Here is an 18874-nt window from a genome sequence, read left to right as displayed (position 1 = left end):
CCGATCACGTCGGCGTGTTCGCTCAGTCCGGCGAACACGCCGTTCGCGTCCGACGTCAGGTCCTGCCCGATTCGCCAGGTCGTCCGCGACGGCGAACCCCGGCTCGCGTCCCACGCGCAGGCCGATCGACGCCGGACCCCACCCGGAGGCCGTGCCCGGCCGGCACACCGTGGACGCCTGGCCTCACACGTCGTCGAGCAGCGCGATCTCCGCCCAGATCGTCTTGCCGTCCGCCGTGTGCCGGCTGCCCCAGCGCTGGGTGAGCTGGGCGACCAGCAGCAGACCGCGGCCGCCCTCGTCCCAGGTCTTGGCCCGCCGCAGATGCGGGGCCGTGTGGCTGGTGTCGGACACCTCGCAGATCAGCGTGGCCGTGTCATGGATGAGCCGCAGCCTTATGGGATGGGTGCCGTACCGGATGGCGTTGGTGACCAGCTCGCTCACCACCAGCTCCGCCGTGAACGAGGCGTCCGGCAGCCCCCAGCGGTCGAGCTGAACGACGGCCTGCTTGCGGATCGGGGCGACCAGCGCCGGGTCGGCCGGAATGTCCCAGGTCGCGACGCGGGAGGCGGGCAGTCCCTGGGTACGGGCCAGCAGCAGGGCGACGTCGTCGGAGGCGCCGCCCGTGGGGAGCAGGGTGTGCAGGATGCGGTCGCAGGTCTCGTCCAGGGAGGCGGAGGAGGCGGCGAGGGCATCGCAGAGCAGCGCGTGGGCGGCGTAGACACCACGCTCGCGGGACTCGATCAGCCCGTCGGTGTAGAGCGTGAGCACCGTGCCCTCGGGCAGCTCGATCTCGGCCGACTCGAACGGCAGCCCGCCCAGGCCCAGCGGCGGCCCCGCCGGCAGGTCGACCTGCCGGGGCCGGCCACCGGGCGGCTGCATCACGGGCGGCGGATGCCCGGCGCGGGCCAGCGTGCAGCGCCGGGACACCGGGTCGTAGACGGCGTACAGGCAGGTCGCGCCGACCGCGGCCGTGCTGCTCTCGCCGCCCGCTTCCGAGGACAGGCGTACGACCAGGTCGTCGAGGTGGGTGAGCAGCTCGTCCGGGGCCAGGTCGATGTCGGCGAGCGTTCGCACGGCGGTGCGCAGTCGGCCCATGGTCGCCGCGGCCTGGATGCCGCGGCCGACGACGTCCCCGACGACCATCGCGACCCGCATCCCGGACAGCGGGATCACATCGAACCAGTCGCCGCCCACCCCGGACCGGGCCGCCGGAAGATACCGCGAGGCGGCGTCCAGTGCCGCCGTACGCGGCAGCGACTGGGGGAGCAGGCTGCGCTGCAGGGCGAGGGCCGTCTCGCGCTCCCGGGAGTAGCGGCGGGCGTTGTCGATGCAGACCGCGGCACGGGCCGTGATCTCCTCGGCCAGCAGCACGTCGTCCGGCGTGAAGGGGTCCGGGCGGCGGAAGCGGGTGAGAACCGCGACGCCCAGGGTCGCGCCGCGGGCCAGGATCGGCACGGCCATCGTGGAGTGGACGCCGTACTCCCTGACCCGTTCCATACGGGCCTTGTCCCAGGTCAGCCACTGGGCGAGATCGCCGGAGGGCACCGTCGCGACGATGGCCCGGCCGGCCAGCAAGGAGTCGGCCTGAGGGGAGGCGGCCGGGTACACATCCCGCTGGCCCGGCTTGAGGACGGCCTCGGGGCTGCCCGGGTTGACCGACTGATGGGCCGCCCGGCGCAGCGCGACCGGCGCGGTCACCGGCCCCGCGGCGGGGTCGCCGGTGGGCTCGGGCGGGTCCAGGAGGTCGACACTGACGAAGTCGGCGAGCGCGGGCACGCACACGTCCGCGAGTTCCTGTGCCGTCCGGGTGATGTCCAGGGTGGTGCCGATGCGGACGCTCGCCTCGTTGACCAGCTGGAGCCGCTCGCGTGACGCGAACTGCTCGGTGAAGTCGTGCACGGCGACGCACACCCCGCGCGCCCGCCCCGCGGCATCGGTGATCGGCGCCATCCGGGTCAGCCAGGCGGTGACCCGGCCGTGCACGCCGACCGGCACATAGGCCCGTTCGTCCCCCCGGCCGGTGGTGAGAACGCGGTGCAACCGCCGCTCGATCTCCTCGCCGTCCAGTCGGCCGCCGCTGATCTCGGGCAGGCGCAGTCCGCGCACCCGCTCCTCGGGCAGTCCGATCACCTCGGCCATGGCGTCGTTGATCCGGTGCAGCCGGAGCCGCTCGTCGTAGATCGCCACGGCGCAGGGGGACTGGGTCAGGCCCGCATGTTCCAGCGGATCGTCGGCCTGCCGGGGCCGGTCGTCCGCCAGCGGGGTGACCGCGAGCCAGTCGCCGGTGCCGCCGGACGCGGGCTGCCGGTGGTGGACCAGCAGCCACACGGTCACCGTATGGCCCGCACGATGACGCAAAGTGACCCTGCCGTTCCAGTGGGGCGGGTGGACCGCGGGCGGCTGCCCCTGGATCAGCTCGGCGGCGGGGCGCCCCACGACCTCCTCGGCCTTCCAGCCCAGCAGCCGCCGGGCTCCCTCGCTCCACTCCGTCACCGTGCCCTCGCGGTCGAGGACAGCCCGGGCCGTGTCGGCCTCGTCGAACGGATACACCGGGCTCATCGTCGTCGCTCCATCGCGCGTACGCACAGTGAACAGAGGGGTCACTTCGGTTCCAGCCTAGTGCGTCGCGCTCCCGCGTGAACGAGAACGGTGAGCTGTCCGGCACCCCGGGTCAAGAGAGAGATCCGGCCGATGTGGCCCCTGGGACAGAAGGACCTCACGCGACCCTTGACGGCCTTGTGTGCCTCACCGTCAGAATCTGTTTGTTCACGATCAGTTGTGAGTACTTCTGGGCCCTGATGAGGGAGAGCCGCCATGACGGTCACTCGCAGATCGGTTTTGATCGCCTCTACGACCGCACCCGCGGCCGGGGTGCTCCTGGGCACCCCGGTGGCACGGGCCGCCGAGGCGGTCGCGGGGGCGTCCGGCCGCCGTACCGTCGCCCTGCGCGACGGTTGGCGCTTCGCGCTGGTCAACCCGGGCGGCATCACCGACCCGACCGGCGCCTACGCCGAGGCCGCCGCACCCGCATACGACGACTCGGACTGGCGCGAGGTCGCCGTCCCGCACGACTGGAGCATCGAGCAGACCCCGACCACCGAGCACGGCACGACCAGCGGGACCGGCTTCCTCCCCGGCGGCCTCGGCTGGTACCGCCTCGCCTTCACCCTGCCGCCCGGCTTCGCCGGCCGCCGGATCTCGGTGGAGTTCGACGGCGTCTACATGGACTCGTACGTCTACTGCAACGGCAAGGAAGCCGGCCGCCACCCCTACGGCTACACCGGCTTCGCCTTCGATCTCACGGACCTCCTGCACACCGACGGCACCACCGAGAACGTCCTCGCCGTCAAGGTGCAGAACCGGCTCCCCAGCAGCCGCTGGTACTCGGGCAGCGGCATCTACCGCGAGGCCCGCCTCGTCGTCACCGAGCCGGTCCATGTGGCGCGCTGGGGCACGTACGTCACCACACCCGAGATCACCGGCAAGAGCGCCACGGTGCAGGTGCGGACCGCGGTGGTCAACGAGACGGGCACCGCGAGCCCGGTCGAGATCCGGTCGGAGGTCAAGGACCCGCGCGGCCGCACGGTGGCCCGTGCCGCCTCCACGGTCACGGTCGACGGCCAGGCGACGGAAGGTCATGAACTCACCGTCTCCGCCCCCCGGTTGTGGGACATCGAGACTCCCCGCCGCTACACGCTGGAGACCGAACTGCGCGTCGACGGCAAGGTCGTCGACACCTACCGCACCCCCTTCGGCTTCCGCACCTTCCGCTTCGACCCGGACGAGGGCTTCCACCTCAACGGCACCTATCACAAGATCAAGGGCGTCGACCTCCACCACGACCAGGGCGCGCTCGGCGCCGCCGTCAGCATCGACGCGATCCGCAGACAGATGACCATCATGAAGTCGATGGGCGTCAACGCCTTCCGCACCTCCCACAATCCGCCGTCGCCGGAGATGATCGAGGTCTGCGAGGAACTGGGCATCGTGATGCTGGTGGAGGCGTTCGACTGCTGGAAGAGCCCCAAGTCGCGCTACGACTACGGCCGCTTCTTCGACGCGTGGGCCGACCGGGACATCACCGAGATGGTGCTGGCCGCCCGCAACTCGCCCGCCGTCGTCATGTGGTCGATCGGCAACGAGATCTCCGAGTTCACCTCCACCAGCGGTCTCGCCATGGCGGACCGGCTGATCGCCGGTGTCAAGGCCTCCGACGACACCCGCCCGATCGTGATCGGCTCCCACCGGCACCGCAGTGTGCCCGCCGTGGGCTCCCCGGCCGACCTGATCCTGTCCAAGGTCGACGGTCTCGGCCTCAACTACAACACCGCCAAGTCGGTGGACGCCCTGCACGCCCGCTATCCGCACCTGTTCCTCTTCGAGTCCGAGTCGTCGTCCGAGACCTCCACCCGCGGCGCCTACCAGGAGCCGGAGCGCCTCAACACCGGTGAGAACTACACCCCCGGCAAGCGGGCGGCCTCGTCGTACGACAACAACCTCGCCTCCTGGACCATGAGCGGCGAGTACGGCCACAAGAAGGACCGCGACCGCAAGTGGTTCGCCGGGGAGTACCTGTGGTCCGGCATCGACTACATCGGCGAGCCGACGCCGTACGACTCCAAGACGACGGGATCCGGCGTCTTCCCCGTCAAGGCTTCCTTCTTCGGCGCCGTCGACACCGCCGGCTTCCCGAAGGACATGTACTACCTGTTCCAGAGCCAGTGGATCAGCGAGCCGATGGTCCATCTGCTGCCGATGACCTGGAACCACGCCGAGGGCGACACGGTCGAGGTGTGGGCGTATTCCAACGTCGCCGCCGTGGAGCTGTTCCTCAACGGAAAGTCTCTGGGCACACGGGAGTTCGACACCAAGAAGACCGTCGACGGGCGGACGTACCTGGAGACGACCGAGGCGACCGGCGACGACAAGACCTTCACCGACGGCCCCTACCCCGGGAGTTACACCAGCCCCAACGGCAGTGCGGGCAAGCTCCACCTGACCTGGAAGGTGCCGTACGAGCCGGGCGAGCTGAAGGCCGTCGCCCGGCGCGGCGGCCGGGTCGTCGCCACCGACGTGCTGCGCACGGCCGGGGAGCCGCATGCCGTACGCCTCACGCCCGACCGCAAGTCCCTGGCCGCCGACGGCCGTTCGCTGGTGTTCGTGACCGCAGAGGTGGTCGACCGGCAGGGGGTGGTGGTGCCCGGCGCCGAGCACCTGATCTCCTTCGACGTGGCGGGCGGCTCCCTCGCCGGGCTCGACAACGGCCGGCAGGAGAGCGCCGAGCGCTATCAGGCCAGTACCCGGACCGCCTTCCACGGCAAGGCGCTCGCGATCGTCAGGTCCGGTACGAAGGCGGGCACGCTGAAGGTGACGGCACGGGCGGATGGCCTGCGCACGGGCACGGCATCCGTGCGCACGGCTCCCGCCCGGTCGGCCGCGACCACTCCCGCCGCGACGTTCCAGCCCGAGCATCCGGCGCCCCCGAACTACCCCTACGCGGACGCCAGTTACTCCGGCCACCCCGACACCCTGCCCGCCGCGATGCTCGACGGTGACCCGGCCACCGGCTGGTCCAACGCCTTCGTCAAGGCCGCCACGGCCCTGCTGCCCGCCTTCGACGGGGCCCGGGAGGAGGACTGGGTCTCCGTCGACTGGGGGCGGGCCCGGACCCTGGACCGGGTGGAGGTCTCGTTCACCGTGGACACGACGCACTCGCTGCCCGCGTCGGTGGCGGTCGCGGTGTGGGAGGGCGGCCGGTATGTGCCGGCCGGTGGGGCGGCCGTCGACTGGGCCGCGGCCTCGGACGAGCCGACCGTGATCACCTTTGACGCCGTGCGGGCCTCCCGGCTGCGGCTCACCATGACGAGTGGTGCTCCGGGCGTGGCCCGAGGGGCGGTACGCATCAGCAGGCTGGAGACTCCGGCCGGCTGATCGTCCCACGTGGTCCGGACGGGGCGAACGTCGCCTGCCGGGGCGCTGAGCGGCCTTGGTCAAGTCGGCCGCGGAGCGCTTGGTCCCGTCCGGACCGTTGACGGGCCGTCAACCCTCCTACAAGCATGGCTTGCGCCCGCATGTGGGAGCGCTCCCACTTCGGTAGCGTCGCCCGTACCTCTCCCGAGGAGCCCAGACGTGAACAGACGCAGAACCGCCCTGTTGTCCCTGACGGCCCTGCTGGCGGCGGCAGTCACGGCCTTGCCCGCCGCTGCCGACGAGGTCGAGCAACTCAAGAACGGCACCTTCGACACCACCACCGACCCGTGGTGGACGACGAGCAACGTCACCGCCGGTCTGTCCGGCGGACAGCTCTGCGCCGACGTGCCGGGCGGCACCGCCAACCGCTGGGACGCGGCCGTCGGCCAGAACGGCATCACCCTGGTGGAGGGGGAGTCGTACCGGATCTCCTTCACCGCGAACGGCACGCCCGAGGGCCATGTGGTGCGCGCCCTCGTCGGGCTGTCGGTGGCCCCGTACGACACCTGGTTCGAGGTGAGCCCGCAGCTGAGCGTCTCCGGCAACTCGTATGCCTACACGTTCACTTCGCCCGTCGACACCACTCAGGGCCAGGTCGCCTTCCAGCTCGGCGGCCAGGCGGACGACTGGCGGTTCTGCATGGACGACGTGTCGCTGCTGGGCGGGGTGGAGCCGGAGCCGTACGAGCCGGACACCGGGCCGCGTGTGCGCGTCAACCAGGTCGCCTATCTGCCCTCCGGTCCCAAGAACGCCACGCTGGTCACCGACGCCACCGGCAGACTGCCCTGGCAGCTGAAGAGCGCCGCCGGGAAGACGGTCGCCCGCGGCTGGACCGTGCCGCGCGGCACCGACGCCTCGTCCGCGCAGAACGTCCACTCGATCGACTTCGGCAGCCACCGCGGGCGCGGTCAGGGCTTCACGCTGGTCGCCGACGGGGAGACGAGCCGCCCGTTCGACATCGACGCGCGCGCCTACGAGCAGCTGAGTGTGGACGCGATGAAGTACTACTACACACAGCGCAGCGGCGTCGCGATCCGCGACGACCTGCGGCCCGGCTACGGGCGCCCGGCCGGCCATGTGAACGTCGCGCCCAACCAGGGTGACGCGAACGTGCCCTGCCAGCCCGGCGTCTGCGACTACACGCTCGACGTGACCGGCGGCTGGTACGACGCCGGCGACCACGGCAAGTACGTCGTCAACGGCGGCATCTCCACCTGGGAGGTGCTCAGCACCTACGAACGCTCTCTGCTGGCCCGCACCGGCGACCCGGCGAAGCTCGGCGACGGTTCGCTCGCCATACCGGAGAGCGGCAACAAGGTGCCGGACGTCCTCGACGAGGCCCGCTGGGAGCTGGAGTTCCTGATGCGGATGCAGGTGCCGGAAGGGCAGCCGCTCGCGGGCATGGCCCACCACAAGGTGCACGACGAGCAGTGGACCGGCCTGCCCCTGCTGCCCAGTGACGATCCGCAGAAGCGCGAGCTGCACCCGCCGACGACCGAGGCGACCCTGAACCTGGCGGCGACGGCCGCGCAGGCGGCGCGGCTGTACCGGCCCTACGACCGGGAGTTCGCGACCGAGGCACTGGCAGCCGCCCGGAAGGCCTGGTCCGCGGCGCTCGCGCACCCGGCGCTCCACCCCGACCCCAACGACGGCACCGGAGGCGGCGCCTACCCCGACACCGACGCGACCGACGAGTTCTACTGGGCCGCCGCCGAGCTGTATCTCACCACCGGGGAAAAGGAGTTCGAGAAGCACATCCTGAACTCGCCGGTCCACACGGCCGACATCTACGGTCCCCTGGGCTACGACTGGTCGAGGACCGCGGCCGCCGGCCGGCTGGACCTGGCGACGGTTCCGAGCAGGCTGCCCGGCCGGGACACGGTGCGCCAGTCGGTGATCAAGGGTGCCGACAGGTACCTGGCCACCCTGACGTCACAGCCGTACGGCATGCCGTATGCCCCCGAGGACAACCTCTACGACTGGGGCTCCAACCACCAGATCCTGCACAACGCGGTCGTCATCGCCACCGCCTACGACCTCACCGGCGCCTCGAAGTACCGGGACGGCGCGCTGCAGAGCATGGACTACGTCCTGGGCCGCAACGCGCTGAACATCTCCTACGTCACCGGCTACGGCGAGGTCAGCTCCCAGAACCAGCACAGCCGTTGGTACGCCCACCAGCTCGACCCGAATCAGCCGAACCCGCCCAGGGGCACGCTCGCCGGAGGCCCCAACTCAAGCATCCAGGACCCCTACGCACAGAGCAGGCTCCAGGGCTGCGTCGGCCAGTTCTGCTACATCGACGACATCCAGTCCTGGTCGACCAACGAGCACACCGTCAACTGGAACTCCGCCCTGACCCGGATGGCGTCCTTCGTGGCGGATCAGGCCTGAGGTTCCCCCGCTCCACCTCCACCGGTCGCCCTGGCCGCTCATGGGCGGTCAGGGTGTGGCGCCGGGCCTGATCGAGCGGCTGGTGCACCTCGACGTACTCGCCGTGCGGCAGCCGCTTGATCACGCCGGTCTCCCGGCCGTGCGCCACCAGCTCCCTGTCCCGGAGCTGGAGGCCGAGGCAGACGCGCCGGGTGACGGTGAAGACGACCACCGGGACGACGAACACGGCGATCCTGACCGCCCACGTCACCGTGTTGACCGACAGATGGAGCCGGGTCGCCACGATGTCGTTGCCGCCGCCCGCCAGCAGGATCAGATAGAGGCTGATCCAGGCCGCGCCGATGCCCGTACGGACCGGGCGGTTGCGCGGGCGGTCCAGGAGGTGGTGCTCCCGCCTGTCGCCGGTGATCCGGGCCTCCAGGAACGGATACACGCCGATGAAGACCAGCAGCAGCGGGAAGACGACGACCGGGACCAGCACGCCCATGACCAGTGTGTGACCCCACAGACCGATCTCCCAGCCCGGCATCACCCGGACCAGCCCCTCGGCGAACCCCAGATACCAGTCCGGCTGGGCGCCCGTGGAGACCTGATCGGCGCGGAACGGGCCGTACTGCCAGACCGGGTTGATCGTCGCGACCGCCGCGATCAGTGTGAGCACGCCGAAGACCAGGAAGAAGAAGCCGCCCGCCTTCGCCATGTACACCGGCATGAAGGGCGAGCCGACGACATTGCGCTCGGTCCGGCCGGGGCCCGCGAACTGCGTGTGCTTGTGGTAGAAGACCAGCAGAACGTGCGCCACCACCAGCGCGGCCATGATGCCGGGGACCACCAGGATGTGCAGCGAGTAGAAGCGGGCCACGATGTCGTCGCCGGGGAACTCGCCGCCGAACAGGAACATCGTCAGATACGTCCCCACGATCGGCACCGACAGCAGCGCGCCCTCCACGAACCGCAGCCCCGTCCCCGACAGCAGGTCGTCCGGCAGCGAGTAGCCCATCAGCCCCTCGAACAGGCCGAGGAACAGCAGGGACCAGCCGAACAGCCAGTTGACCTCACGCGGCTTGCGGAACGAACCCGTGAAGAAGTGCCGCATCATGTGCGTCAGCATCGCGGCCACGAAGATCAGCGCCGCCCAGTGGTGCAGCTGCCGGATCAGCAGCCCGCCGCGCACATCGAAGCTGATCTCCAGGGTGGAGGCGTACGCCTCGGACATCCGGACGCCGTTCAGCGGGACGTAACCGCCGTGGTACACCACCTCGTTCATCGAGGGATGGAAGAAGAAGGTGAGCCACACGCCGGTGAGGATCAGCACGATGAAGCTGTACAGGCAGACCTCGCCGAGCAGGAACGACCAGTGGTCGGGAAAGACCTTCCGCAGGTACTTCCTGCCGAGCGTATGGGTGCCGAGGCGGCCGTCGAACCAGTCGGCGAGCCGCTCGCCCTTCCCGGGCCGCACGGTGGTGGTCACTCCTCCTCCTTGCGGACGTGCGTGAGCTTGTCGGGATTGGCGACGATGTAGACGCCGGACACCCGGTCGCCCTCGGGGGTGAGATCCATGACCAGCACCGCGTACGGCTCGTCGCCCTGGAACAGCACGATCGCCTCGTCGCCGTTGACCCGGCGGTGGTGCAGTTCCAGGCCCCGCCCGGCACCCCGGGTGCCGAGCGAGCCGATGAGGCGGACCGCCTTGTCCCGGCCGTGCACCGGGCGCAGTCCCGCGCCCTTGCGCTTGCCGCCGCCGTCCGACCACACCGTCACGTCCGGCGCGAGGATCTCCATCAGCGCGGCGATGTCCCCGCCTAGGGCCGCCTGCACGAACCGCTCGGTCGCCTCCCGGCGCACCCGCGGATGCGCCTGGTACAGAGGCCGGCGCGCATGCACATGCGCCCGCGCCCGGTGCGCCAACTGCCGTACGGCCGCCGGGGTGCGGTCGATCAGCTCCGCGATCTCGGTGTGGGGGTACCCGAACACCTCGTGGAGCACGAACACCGCACGCTCCAGCGGCGTGAGCGACTCCAGCACGACCAGCATCGCCAGCGACACGGACTCGGCGCGCAGCGCGGGATCGTCGGCGCCGTCGCCGGCGACCAGCGGCTCCGGCAGCCAGGGGCCGACGTAGGTCTCACGGGAGCGGCTGAGCGCGGCGTGCCGTCCCAGGGCGTGGTTGACGGCGATACGGACCAGATACGCCCGGGGGTTGCCGATCCCGTCGAGGTCGCGGCCCCGGCCACGGGCCGTCCAGGACAGCCAGGTCTCCTGAAGCACGTCCTCGGTGTCCGCGACACTGCCCAGGATGTTGTAGACGAGGCCGAACAGCAGCTCACGATGGTCGACGAAGACTCCGGTCGCCTCGCTGAGCCGCTCGTCGGTGTCGGGCACAGGGAACTCGGACATGGGCAGGCCTCCGCAGTGGTGCGCTCACTACTGGGAGGGCCGGGGGGATCCGGGTTGTGACACCGACGGCCGGATTGTGACCTACGTCTCACCACCTGCCCGGCGCGGCTCAGGACGCGTCGTGGAAGACGAGCCCCGGCGAGCGCCGGCGGCCGGAGCGCACCGGGCTCACCCCGTGCCGCATCGCCCCGGCCGACCAGCCGCGCCGGATGCGCACGGGCCGGTCGCGGGTCGTGAAGACCAGGCCGTGGCCCTGAACGAGCGCGGTGGCGGTGCCCCGGGGCTGGGCCCTGGGCCGCCGCTCATCAGGGTGCAGCGCGTTCCAGTCGCCCTCCCCGTACCGCGGCAGGATCTGCGCCGACCGGTCCCGCCCGGCCGCATGGCAGCGCTCCGGCCACTCGTCGAGCGAGTCCGGCCAAGGCGCGGGGCGGTCGAGCCGGGCCGACCGGGCACGGGCGATGGGCGGCAGGCGCGGAAGTGCGCGGCGCGCAGGGCGGCCACCGGGGCGGGCAGGTCATGGGTGAAGCAGCGGTATGCCGCCAGGTCACGGCACTCCGCGGGGGTGGGCAGCCGGCCCGTCCGCGCGCTGCCGTACGCGTCCAACTCCTCGGCGGGGGCGGCCCGGTCCGTCCCGTCGACGCGTCGGCGGGCCCGGTCCGTGTGCCGGGTGTGCCGACCTTGCGGTACCGCAGTAGTGGCGTCGTGACCTGGGGGTATTTACGCGTAAGTACCTGCGCGGTACCCTGAAGTGCATGCCAGCCCTCAACGTGGAGTTCAGCGACCGCGAACTGGAGGACCTGCGGCAGATCGCCAAGGAGCGGGGTACGTCGATGAAGGCGCTCGTGCGTGAGGCCGCCGCCGCCGACATAGCTCGCCACCGTGCCCTCCAGGAGGGTGCGGAGGCCTTCCGCCGATTCTTCGCGTCCCATGCCGACGAGTTCGCGGCCGCGTTTCCCGACGACGAACCGAAGGCCAAGAGCGAGGGGCAGGTCGCCTGACCGATGGGTCCCGTCGTCCATATCGACGTGCCGTGGCTGCTCCAGCGCCACGAAGAGGTCCTGCCCGACCAGCCGACCATCAACGACTTCTCGGCCCTGGTCGCGGCCGTCGCCCGCCACCGCGTCGACCCCCCGCGCCTCGGCGTGGACTCCGACCCGGCCTGGCGGGCCGCCGCCCTGCTGCACACCCTCGCCCTGCTCAAGCCGCTGCCGTCGGCCAACGCCCGCTTTGCCTGCGCCACCGCCGTGGCCTACATGTTCGTCAGTGACGTAGGTATCGACCCGCCGTACGGCGCCCTCGTCGACCTCGCCCGCGACCTGATCTCCGGCAAGGTGGACGTCTACGGCGCGGCAGACCGGCTGCGCTCATGGCAGATCTGACACCTCCATTGGGCTGCGCGGGGCGTGCGCCGGGGCGCGTGCGCGGCGCACTGGCGAGTGCGCCCGATTCGCACGAGGCACATGGAGAATCGGGAAAACGGGTGCCCAGAGGTGAGTTGGCGCTGCTTCTGACCTTCTTCCAATGAGGCGGATGTTGCCCAAGTGCCTTGTTGGTATGAGTGTGTTGTGCAAGGGTGAACAACACATGTGGGGGGCATTGGTGGAGCCGCATTCGTCCTGGGGGGAACAGGGCCGGATCGGCACTCGTGAATTCACGCTCCCCGCGTCGTCGCCCAAAAGGTACGCACCAGGCTGGAGTTCCTTTTTCGGCGGCCAGCACATCTGAGAGTCACCTGCGCGTGGGAAGGAATCCGCTCAGTGCCCACCCCCCACCCCCCTCGGCCTCCCTACCCCCCGCCCGGCGGGGTTCCCGGAGAATCCGACGAGGGCCTCGCCACCCGGCTCAGAGGCCGTACGGACGCCGAGGCCTCGCCTTCCGTCGCGCTGCTGATGGCGCGGCACTGGCGGCCCGCTCACGAATACGCGGTCATCTGCCTCGCCGCGAAGTCGGACGTCGCCTCCATGGTCACCGCCGCCGCGTTTCACCAGGTTCTCGGCCGGCTGGCGCTGGGCGAGTCGGCCGACGCGGTGCGCCCGCGGTTCCTCGTGGCCGTACGGGACACCGTCGGACAGTGGTCTGCCGAGGAGCGAATATCCGGTGTACTGCCGGATTTGGTGAAACCCGCCGGCGGCCGCGGTATGCGTGCCGCGAAGTCCATGACGCCGGAAAATCGCAAGCTGGCGGAGCGTTCATTCCACGCCCTTCCCGGACTCTCCCGGTGCCTGCTGTGGCACACCGAGGTGGAGGCGGAACCGATAACCGTTCCCGCCGGGCTGCTGGGCATGGACACCGTCACCGCGGCGGCCGCTCTCGAACAGGCCCGTGAAAAATTCCGCGAGGGTTGTGTACATGCCCATCGGGAACTCGCGCCGAGTAAGGATTGCCGCTTCTACAACCGTCTCCTCGACGTCCCGATCCGCCGGGGCGGCGCACTGCTGCCGGATGTCCAGCAGCATCTCGGAGAGTGCCGCTACTGTCGTTTCGCCGCCGAGCAACTGAGCCATTTCGAGGGCGGATTGGGTGTGCTGCTCGCCGAGGCCGTGCTCGGCTGGGGCGCGCGCCGCTATCTCGACTCCCGTCCCGGCCGCGCCGAGCAGGGCGCACGGCCACGCGGCTCGGGCCGGCACGGCAAGGCACGCCAGCGGATCCTGTCCCGCATCCCCGCGCCCGCCCGTCGTCGTATCGCTCAGGCGCCGCGGCCCACCCGGGTGCTGCTCACGAGCGTGGGTATCGCTTCCGCCGGGCTCTTGGCGAGCGTGCTCGTGTCCAGCCTGTGGGCCTCGGACGATGGAATCGACCCGAGCGAGTCCGCCGCCGCGACCGGTTACCCGGGAACGGCCTCCCGGCCGGGCACCGCCCAACTCCCCCCCGCGCCGCTGCAGTCCACGCTGCGCAACGAGGCCGCCGACCTGTGCCTGGACATCCGGGGCGAGGCCGAGGCCGGCGCCGGGACCGAACTGGCCGCCTGCTCGTCCGCCGAGACCCAGCAGTGGTCGTACGAAGTCGACGGACTGCTGCGCAGCGTGGCCAACCCGGACCTGTGCCTGGACTCGCACGTGGACGCCGGCGTCGTCATCCTCGGCACCTGTGCCCCTGAGGACTCCGAGCGCGGCGACGACGTGCGCTACGACCTCACCGTGCGGGGCGAGTTGCTGGCCCGCTGGCAGGAGGGGCTCGCGCTGACGTCCACCACGAAGGACGAGGGCGCCGACATCGTCGTCAAGGTCGGTGACGGTTCCGCCGAGCAGCGCTGGCTGACCGACCAGGCGTCCACGGGGACCGCGCAAGGCCCGTCCGGCGGATCAGGCCGGCTGCAAGGAACGCCGCCCCGTCAGCGCACGTGAGGCGGCGGCGGTCACCGCGGCGCAGTCCGTAGTCGGCGCATGGCACCGGTTCCGACTCCGGCGCGGCGAGGATACGCAGACCATGCCGACCGGCAGGCAGGAGGGGAGGGTCAGGGCCGGGTCGCCGACTCGTGCAGGATGCGGGCGAGTTCGCGGGGCTGGGAGAACATCGGCCAGTGGCCGGTGTCCATCCGCACGAGTTCCCAGCGGTCGCTCTTCAGCGCCTCGGCCACCGCGTCCATGGGCTCTTCGCCGTCGAGCAGGCATTTGATGTACGTCGCCGGGAGGTCGGCTACCGGGCGGGCCAGGACGGCCGGTTCGGTGAGGGTAGCGCCCGGGTGGGGTGTCGCGCCGACGACGATCCGGGCGATCTGCTCGTCCGTCAGGCCCTGGCCCGCGAAGTCGTCGACCCCCGCCGATGGCCAGAAGCCGTCGTGCGCGGCGATCTCCTTGCGTACCTGCTCGCTCGGCCAGCCCGACAGGAAGCACTCCCCGTCGACCGGGACATTGGAGTCGACGAACACCACACGGGCCAGCCGGTCACCGATCCGCTCCGCCGCCTGCCCCACCGGCACGCCCGCGTAGCTGTGTCCGACCAGTACGACATCCCGCAGATCGAGGCGCTCGACCTCGTCGACGATGTCCTGGACATGGGTCTGCTGCCCGGCCGTCACGCCCCGCTTCTCGGCCAGGCCCGACAGCGTCAGCGCATGCGCCTCATGACCGGCCGCGCGCAGGTCGCCCGCCACCTCGTCCCACGCCCATGCCCCGAGCCATGCTCCCGCCACCAACACGCAATGAGTCATGCCCGCACCGTAGTCGAGGGGTCTGACAACGGCGCGTCGCTCCCTCCTCCCTACTCGCTGTCTGCCGGAGTGTCTTCGGCTTCCGTGTCGGGTCCCTGGGCGCGCACCCGCTGGACGTGTTCCAGGGAGTCCCTGAGTTCGGCCAGCCAGTCGTCGGTGTGCCGCTGGACCAGGCGTACGCACCAGGCGAGGGCGTCGCTGCGGCTGCGGGCGACCCCGCCGGCGATGAGCGTGTCCAGGACCTGACGTTCGGGCTGGCGCAGCCGGGTCATGACGGGCGCGGCCACATGCGTGAACAGGGCGCGCTCACCGCCGCACTCCACGCCCCAGGACACCTTCCGGCGGAACCGGTGCTCGGCCTCGCGGGCCACCGCGATCCGGGCCTCCCGGGTGCGCTCCCGGAACTCCTCGATCCGGCCCTGCACGGCCGCCTCACGCTCGGCCGCCGGGGCGTCCTTTGCGAGGCGGGGTCCGGGGATCCGGCCGATGACGGTGACCTCCTCGCGGTCCACCGCCACCTCGACCAGCTCTTCGAAGAGATCGTCCGGCAGGCGGCCGGCGAACCAGCCGCGCAGCTTCTCTCGTTGCTCTTTCGTAATCATGTAACAACGATTACGCCGTTCTGGAGGGAAAGCAAGAGACCACGACGGAGTGCGCCCAGGGCGGAACCGGAATGTTTCAGGACGATTGACAAGCACCGGGAAACCGGCCACTCAAGCGCTTTCGACGATCAGGAGTGGCTTGGTCAAGGGCTTGGAACGTTCGAGTTCCGTGACTTCACGCCACTGATTCAACACGCAATGTTACTGAAACCCGTGGGTTCGATGTGACCTCCGGCGGCGGAGTCGGCAGACTCGCGCTCGCCGATCCGGCACCGATCGAGCCGGCTGAGGCACACCCCGATTTCGAGCGGAAGGAAGCACACAATGCGGAACACCGCGCGCTGGGCAGCGACCCTCGGCCTCACGGCCACCGCCGTCTGCGGACCCCTCACCGCAACCGCGCTCACCGCCCCGGCCGCCCCGGCCTCGCTCTACGCCCCCTCGGCGCTGGTGCTCACCGCCGGTCACGGCGAACGCGCGGCCACCGTCACCCCGGAACGCGCGGTCACCCTGACCTGCGCCCCGACGGCCTCCGGCACCCATCCGGAGGCCGCCGGTGCCTGCGCCGAACTGCGCGGCACGGACGGTGACTTCGGCGCGCTGAAGAGCAGAGACGGCGTGCTGTGCACCAGGCAGTACGACCCGGTGGTCGTCACCGTCGACGGTGTCTGGCAGGGCAAGCGCGTCTCCTACGAGCGCACCTTCGCCAACGAGTGCGTGAAGAACTCCTACGGGACGAGCGTCTTCACGTTCTGAGGGACCGGGATCGCACGGCCCCCGTGATCACCAGCAGGGCGCGTGGCTGGGGAGTGCGAGCCCTGTGACGGGGGCCCTGTGATCTCGCACAAGGCCGGCGGGCGGAGTGGGGCCGCTCGCCGGCCCTTCGCTTCACTCCCGTTCCTTCGGGAGACCGGGAAGCGGAGGGAAGCGGTTCAGCAGTCCCGACGCGCGCAGCAGCCGGCGCAGGCGTGGATCGGTCGCGACGATCCGCAGCCGGCCGCCGCGCGCCGAGGCGCGTTCCTCGGCCCGGCACAGCACACGCAGGCCGGAGCAGTCGAAGAAGGCCACGCCCCGCAGATCGGCCAGCACATCCGGCTCCGGCCCCGCGGTCGCCGCGTCGAGATGCTCCGCGAGGAACCCGGCGGTCGCCAGATCGATGTCACCGGCGGCCTCGACCACGATGAACGGACCGTGCAGCCGCGTTCGGGCATGGTTGTTCCGCGTGGGCGGCGCCGCCCCGAAGGCGTCCACGACCGTGCCTTCGGCCGGCTCGCGGGCTCGGTCGTCTGCTTCCGGCGTCATGTCCGCTCCACCTCGGCAGGGGGCGCATTCGATCTCGGTAGGTACCCCGGTGCGGTCTTGACCATCCCTGTGGAGCGGCCCGCAGGATCTGGTTCACCCGACCTGGTGAACTTCCCTTTAGGGTATTGACTTTCGGTCACTTCTCGCGCGTGCGCCGCGTCCGCTTGCGGTGGCTGGTGTCGCACCAGGGGTGACGGCGGCTGCGCCGGCAGGTGCACAGGGCGACCCGGAAGCGGTCGGAGGTCACGGTGGTGCCGTCTTCCAGTTCCACCTCGACCGGTCCGTCCACGAGGAGTGGGCCCGGTTCGTGGAAGGTGATGCGACGCGGCCGGTCAGCGGGGGCGTTCGGCACGGATGACCACCAGCTCTTCCTTGTCCTGGGCCGCGGTCAGCAGGCCCCGCTCCCGCAGCCAGCTCTGCCGGGCGCTCAGCACCGGGCCGAACGCGATGCGACGCCGCAGTGTCACGGTGGTCCTCAGGCCGGATCCACGCAGACGTTCGAGGGTGCGGCCGGGGCCGCTCAGTGCGGAATGGACGACCAGCAGGACTCCGCCCGGGCGCAGCAGGGCGGGCGCGTCCCGGCAGAGCGGGTCGAGCACGAACCGGCCGTCGCGGCCCGCGTCCCAGGACCGCGCCTCGCCGCGCGGCTGCGGGCGGGCGCCGGGCGCCGGCACGTACGGAGGGTTGGCGAGGATCAGGTCGAACGTCTGCTCGCGCACCGGGGCGAAAAGATCCCCGTGCCGGATGCGGACCGGAAGTCCGGCCAGGCGGGCGTTCAGCCGTGCGGTCCACACCGCCCGCCATGACACGTCCACCGCGGTCACCCGCGTGCCCCGGCGTGCGGCCTGGAGTGCCAGCGCGCCCGTGCCGGTGCCCACGTCGAGGACCTCCGCGTTCGGCCGGAGCCGTTCCTGGGCCAGGGCTCCGGCCAGCAGGGCGGTGTCGTCCTGCGGGGCGTACACGCCGGGTGGGGCCAGCGGAATCGCCAGAGCGCTCATGCGTCCCCAGGTACCCGTAATTTCATGAGATACCGGATATGCCTTGATTCAGAGCCCTCCGCGGAGCGACGACCGGCCCGTGCGCCACTCCGTGAGCAGGGCGGCGGCGAGACGGTCCTCCAGGTATCCGGTGACGTCGACGCCGAAAGCCACGTCGCCCGCGAGGTGCGGTTCCGCCTCCAGCAGGCCGCCGATCACATCGTGGCGTACGACCTGCTCGTGGACCGCATCGGCCTCGACGTGCTCGTCGTAGAAGAACGCGGCGGCCAGGCCGGCTCCCGTGCGGCGCATGGCGTCGGCCAGGCGCCGGGATCCGGGCGACGAGGTGATCTCGACCGCCGCGAAGTGGCCCACCAGGGCGCCGCGCAGGGACCGGTGCAGGCCGAGGAGGGACATCAGGTTCACCGTGGCGAGGGCGTCGGCGGAGGCCGCGTCGAGGTAGCGGCCGTATGTCGGGTCCATGCCCAGGTCCGTCATCAGGTCGGCGAACAGGCGGGCGTGCAGCCGCTCGGGGCGGCCTCCGCCGTACTCGTCGAACTCCACCGCCGCCATGGCCGCCTTGGCCCGGCCCGACAGCCGCGGCAGGACCCAGGCGTGCGGGTCGGCCTCCTTGAGGTGGTACAGGGAACGCTGGGCCGCGTACTCGCGCAGCTGCCACAACTCGCCCTCGTCGCGCAGGTAATGGGTGACACCCGAGCCGTCGACGGGTTCCACGAGAAGCTCCGCCAGCGAGCCTTCGAGGGTGTCGTGGACCGGGGTGTCCTCGCGCAGGGCGGCCAGGAAGCGGTGTTCCAGCGCGGCGCGGACGCGCAGCAGGTCCGGGTCCCACTCACGGTCCGGGGGCACGTCGGCGAAGCCCCGGTAATGCAGCTCGTAGCACAGGTACAGGGCGAGCTGGAGGTCGTCGCCGTAGGCCGGTACGGCGGTGGTGTCCTCGTCGCGCGGCAGCGGTCCCGTGCCGAGGAGGTGCTCCTCGACCGCTGCGGAGATCCGGCCGCGGGCGGACGGCAGGGGCGGTTCCGGGCGGTGCTGGTCCATACGGCCCGAGTACCCGGGCGCCG

At 71.1% G+C, this 18874-nt stretch carries 15 protein-coding genes and 1 pseudogene; 6 read left to right on the top strand and 10 right to left on the bottom strand.

Annotation, left to right across the window (positions count from 1 at the left end; translation table 11 throughout):
* Nucleotides 1–183 precede the first annotated feature (183 nt).
* Nucleotides 184–2559: a SpoIIE family protein phosphatase gene (locus tag GFH49_RS02975; RefSeq protein ID WP_155054161.1), complete on the bottom strand. Its 2376-nt coding sequence runs from the start codon at nucleotides 2557–2559 to the stop codon at nucleotides 184–186.
* A gap of 255 nt (nucleotides 2560–2814) precedes the next feature.
* Here GFH49_RS02975 and GFH49_RS02970 point away from each other — a divergent pair, with 255 nt between their 5' ends.
* Both GFH49_RS02970 and GFH49_RS02965 read left to right on the top strand, forming a co-directional pair.
* Nucleotides 2815–5931, top strand: a complete 3117-nt coding sequence (locus tag GFH49_RS02970; protein ID WP_155054160.1) for a glycoside hydrolase family 2 TIM barrel-domain containing protein — start codon at nucleotides 2815–2817, stop codon at nucleotides 5929–5931.
* A gap of 198 nt (nucleotides 5932–6129) precedes the next feature.
* A complete protein-coding gene (locus GFH49_RS02965; RefSeq protein ID WP_155054159.1) occupies nucleotides 6130–8364 on the top strand; it encodes a glycoside hydrolase family 9 protein in 2235 nt (744 codons plus the stop codon).
* Here the strand turns inward: GFH49_RS02965 and qcrB are convergent.
* The 3 genes and pseudogenes from qcrB to GFH49_RS02950 form a co-directional block, all read right to left on the bottom strand.
* Nucleotides 8309–9835 (bottom strand): cytochrome bc1 complex cytochrome b subunit, encoded by a 1527-nt coding sequence (qcrB, locus tag GFH49_RS02960; protein ID WP_155054158.1) that lies wholly within the window; start codon nucleotides 9833–9835, stop codon nucleotides 8309–8311. The two genes, GFH49_RS02965 and qcrB, sit on opposite strands and share 56 nt — an antisense overlap.
* Entirely contained in the window at nucleotides 9832–10761 is a 930-nt protein-coding gene (gene sigJ, locus GFH49_RS02955; RefSeq protein WP_155054157.1) for an RNA polymerase sigma factor SigJ, read from the bottom strand. Before sigJ ends, qcrB begins: the two co-directional genes overlap by 4 nt.
* Nucleotides 10762–10870: 109 nt before the next feature.
* A pseudogene (locus GFH49_RS02950) lies at nucleotides 10871–11364 on the bottom strand (2OG-Fe(II) oxygenase).
* Between the two features lie 149 nt (nucleotides 11365–11513).
* On the opposite strand from GFH49_RS02950, the gene GFH49_RS02945 reads away from it, so the two are divergent.
* From GFH49_RS02945 to GFH49_RS02935, 3 genes are all read left to right on the top strand, one after another.
* On the top strand, nucleotides 11514–11759 hold the full coding sequence (locus tag GFH49_RS02945; protein ID WP_155054156.1) for a hypothetical protein: 246 nt from the start codon (nucleotides 11514–11516) through the stop codon (nucleotides 11757–11759).
* A 3-nt stretch (nucleotides 11760–11762) separates the two neighbouring features.
* Entirely contained in the window at nucleotides 11763–12140 is a 378-nt protein-coding gene (locus GFH49_RS02940) for a toxin Doc (protein ID WP_155054155.1), read from the top strand.
* A gap of 378 nt (nucleotides 12141–12518) precedes the next feature.
* On the top strand, nucleotides 12519–14105 hold the full coding sequence (locus tag GFH49_RS02935) for an RICIN domain-containing protein (RefSeq protein ID WP_155054154.1): 1587 nt from the start codon (nucleotides 12519–12521) through the stop codon (nucleotides 14103–14105).
* A 110-nt stretch (nucleotides 14106–14215) separates the two neighbouring features.
* Here GFH49_RS02935 and GFH49_RS02930 read toward each other — a convergent pair whose 3' ends face one another.
* Together GFH49_RS02930 and abmR are read right to left on the bottom strand one after the other, a co-directional pair.
* Nucleotides 14216–14911: an alpha/beta fold hydrolase gene (locus tag GFH49_RS02930; protein WP_155054153.1), complete on the bottom strand. Its 696-nt coding sequence runs from the start codon at nucleotides 14909–14911 to the stop codon at nucleotides 14216–14218.
* Nucleotides 14912–14961: 50 nt separating this feature from the next.
* Nucleotides 14962–15513, bottom strand: coding sequence for an ATP-binding transcription factor AbmR (gene abmR / locus GFH49_RS02925; RefSeq protein WP_155054152.1), 552 nt, complete (start codon nucleotides 15511–15513; stop codon nucleotides 14962–14964).
* A gap of 324 nt (nucleotides 15514–15837) precedes the next feature.
* Here abmR and GFH49_RS02920 point away from each other — a divergent pair, with 324 nt between their 5' ends.
* Nucleotides 15838–16269 (top strand): protease inhibitor, encoded by a 432-nt coding sequence (locus tag GFH49_RS02920; protein WP_155054151.1) that lies wholly within the window; start codon nucleotides 15838–15840, stop codon nucleotides 16267–16269.
* 132 nt (nucleotides 16270–16401) lie between these two features.
* On the opposite strand, the gene GFH49_RS02915 is transcribed toward GFH49_RS02920, so the two are convergent.
* From GFH49_RS02915 to GFH49_RS02900, 4 genes are all read right to left on the bottom strand, one after another.
* A complete protein-coding gene (locus tag GFH49_RS02915) occupies nucleotides 16402–16815 on the bottom strand; it encodes an anti-sigma factor antagonist (protein WP_155054150.1) in 414 nt (137 codons plus the stop codon).
* Nucleotides 16816–16951: 136 nt separating this feature from the next.
* The gene (locus GFH49_RS02910) at nucleotides 16952–17167 is read right to left on the bottom strand and encodes a CDGSH iron-sulfur domain-containing protein (RefSeq protein ID WP_155054149.1); all 216 of its coding nucleotides are present in this window, start codon (nucleotides 17165–17167) and stop codon (nucleotides 16952–16954) included.
* Nucleotides 17148–17813 carry a HemK2/MTQ2 family protein methyltransferase gene (locus tag GFH49_RS02905; protein WP_155054148.1) on the bottom strand — a complete coding sequence of 222 codons (666 nt, stop codon included), beginning with the start codon at nucleotides 17811–17813 and terminating at the stop codon, nucleotides 17148–17150. The genes GFH49_RS02910 and GFH49_RS02905 overlap by 20 nt, the downstream gene beginning before the upstream one ends.
* Nucleotides 17814–17861: 48 nt before the next feature.
* The gene (locus GFH49_RS02900) at nucleotides 17862–18851 is read right to left on the bottom strand and encodes an iron-containing redox enzyme family protein (protein ID WP_155054147.1); all 990 of its coding nucleotides are present in this window, start codon (nucleotides 18849–18851) and stop codon (nucleotides 17862–17864) included.
* Between the last annotated feature and the right edge of the window lie 23 nt (nucleotides 18852–18874).

This window comes from Streptomyces blattellae (assembly GCF_009709555.1).
GTDB classification, from domain to species: Bacteria; Actinomycetota; Actinomycetes; order Streptomycetales; family Streptomycetaceae; genus Streptomyces; species Streptomyces blattellae.
Note: the sequence above shows the minus strand (reverse complement) of the source record. Positions and strands in the feature narration are given on the sequence as shown.

Coding starts and splice junctions, on each gene's coding strand:
- abmR (WP_155054152.1), bottom strand. CDS start 15,513: ATGATTACGAAAGAGCAACGAGAGAAGCTGCGCGGCTGGTTCGCCGGC.
- GFH49_RS02905 (WP_155054148.1), bottom strand. CDS start 17,813: ATGAGCGCTCTGGCGATTCCGCTGGCCCCACCCGGCGTGTACGCCCCG.
- GFH49_RS02900 (WP_155054147.1), bottom strand. CDS start 18,851: ATGGACCAGCACCGCCCGGAACCGCCCCTGCCGTCCGCCCGCGGCCGG.
- GFH49_RS02930 (WP_155054153.1), bottom strand. CDS start 14,911: ATGACTCATTGCGTGTTGGTGGCGGGAGCATGGCTCGGGGCATGGGCG.
- GFH49_RS02975 (WP_155054161.1), bottom strand. CDS start 2,559: ATGAGCCCGGTGTATCCGTTCGACGAGGCCGACACGGCCCGGGCTGTC.
- GFH49_RS02945 (WP_155054156.1), top strand. CDS start 11,514: ATGCCAGCCCTCAACGTGGAGTTCAGCGACCGCGAACTGGAGGACCTG.
- sigJ (WP_155054157.1), bottom strand. CDS start 10,761: ATGTCCGAGTTCCCTGTGCCCGACACCGACGAGCGGCTCAGCGAGGCG.
- GFH49_RS02940 (WP_155054155.1), top strand. CDS start 11,763: ATGGGTCCCGTCGTCCATATCGACGTGCCGTGGCTGCTCCAGCGCCAC.
- GFH49_RS02920 (WP_155054151.1), top strand. CDS start 15,838: ATGCGGAACACCGCGCGCTGGGCAGCGACCCTCGGCCTCACGGCCACC.
- GFH49_RS02970 (WP_155054160.1), top strand. CDS start 2,815: ATGACGGTCACTCGCAGATCGGTTTTGATCGCCTCTACGACCGCACCC.
- GFH49_RS02915 (WP_155054150.1), bottom strand. CDS start 16,815: ATGACGCCGGAAGCAGACGACCGAGCCCGCGAGCCGGCCGAAGGCACG.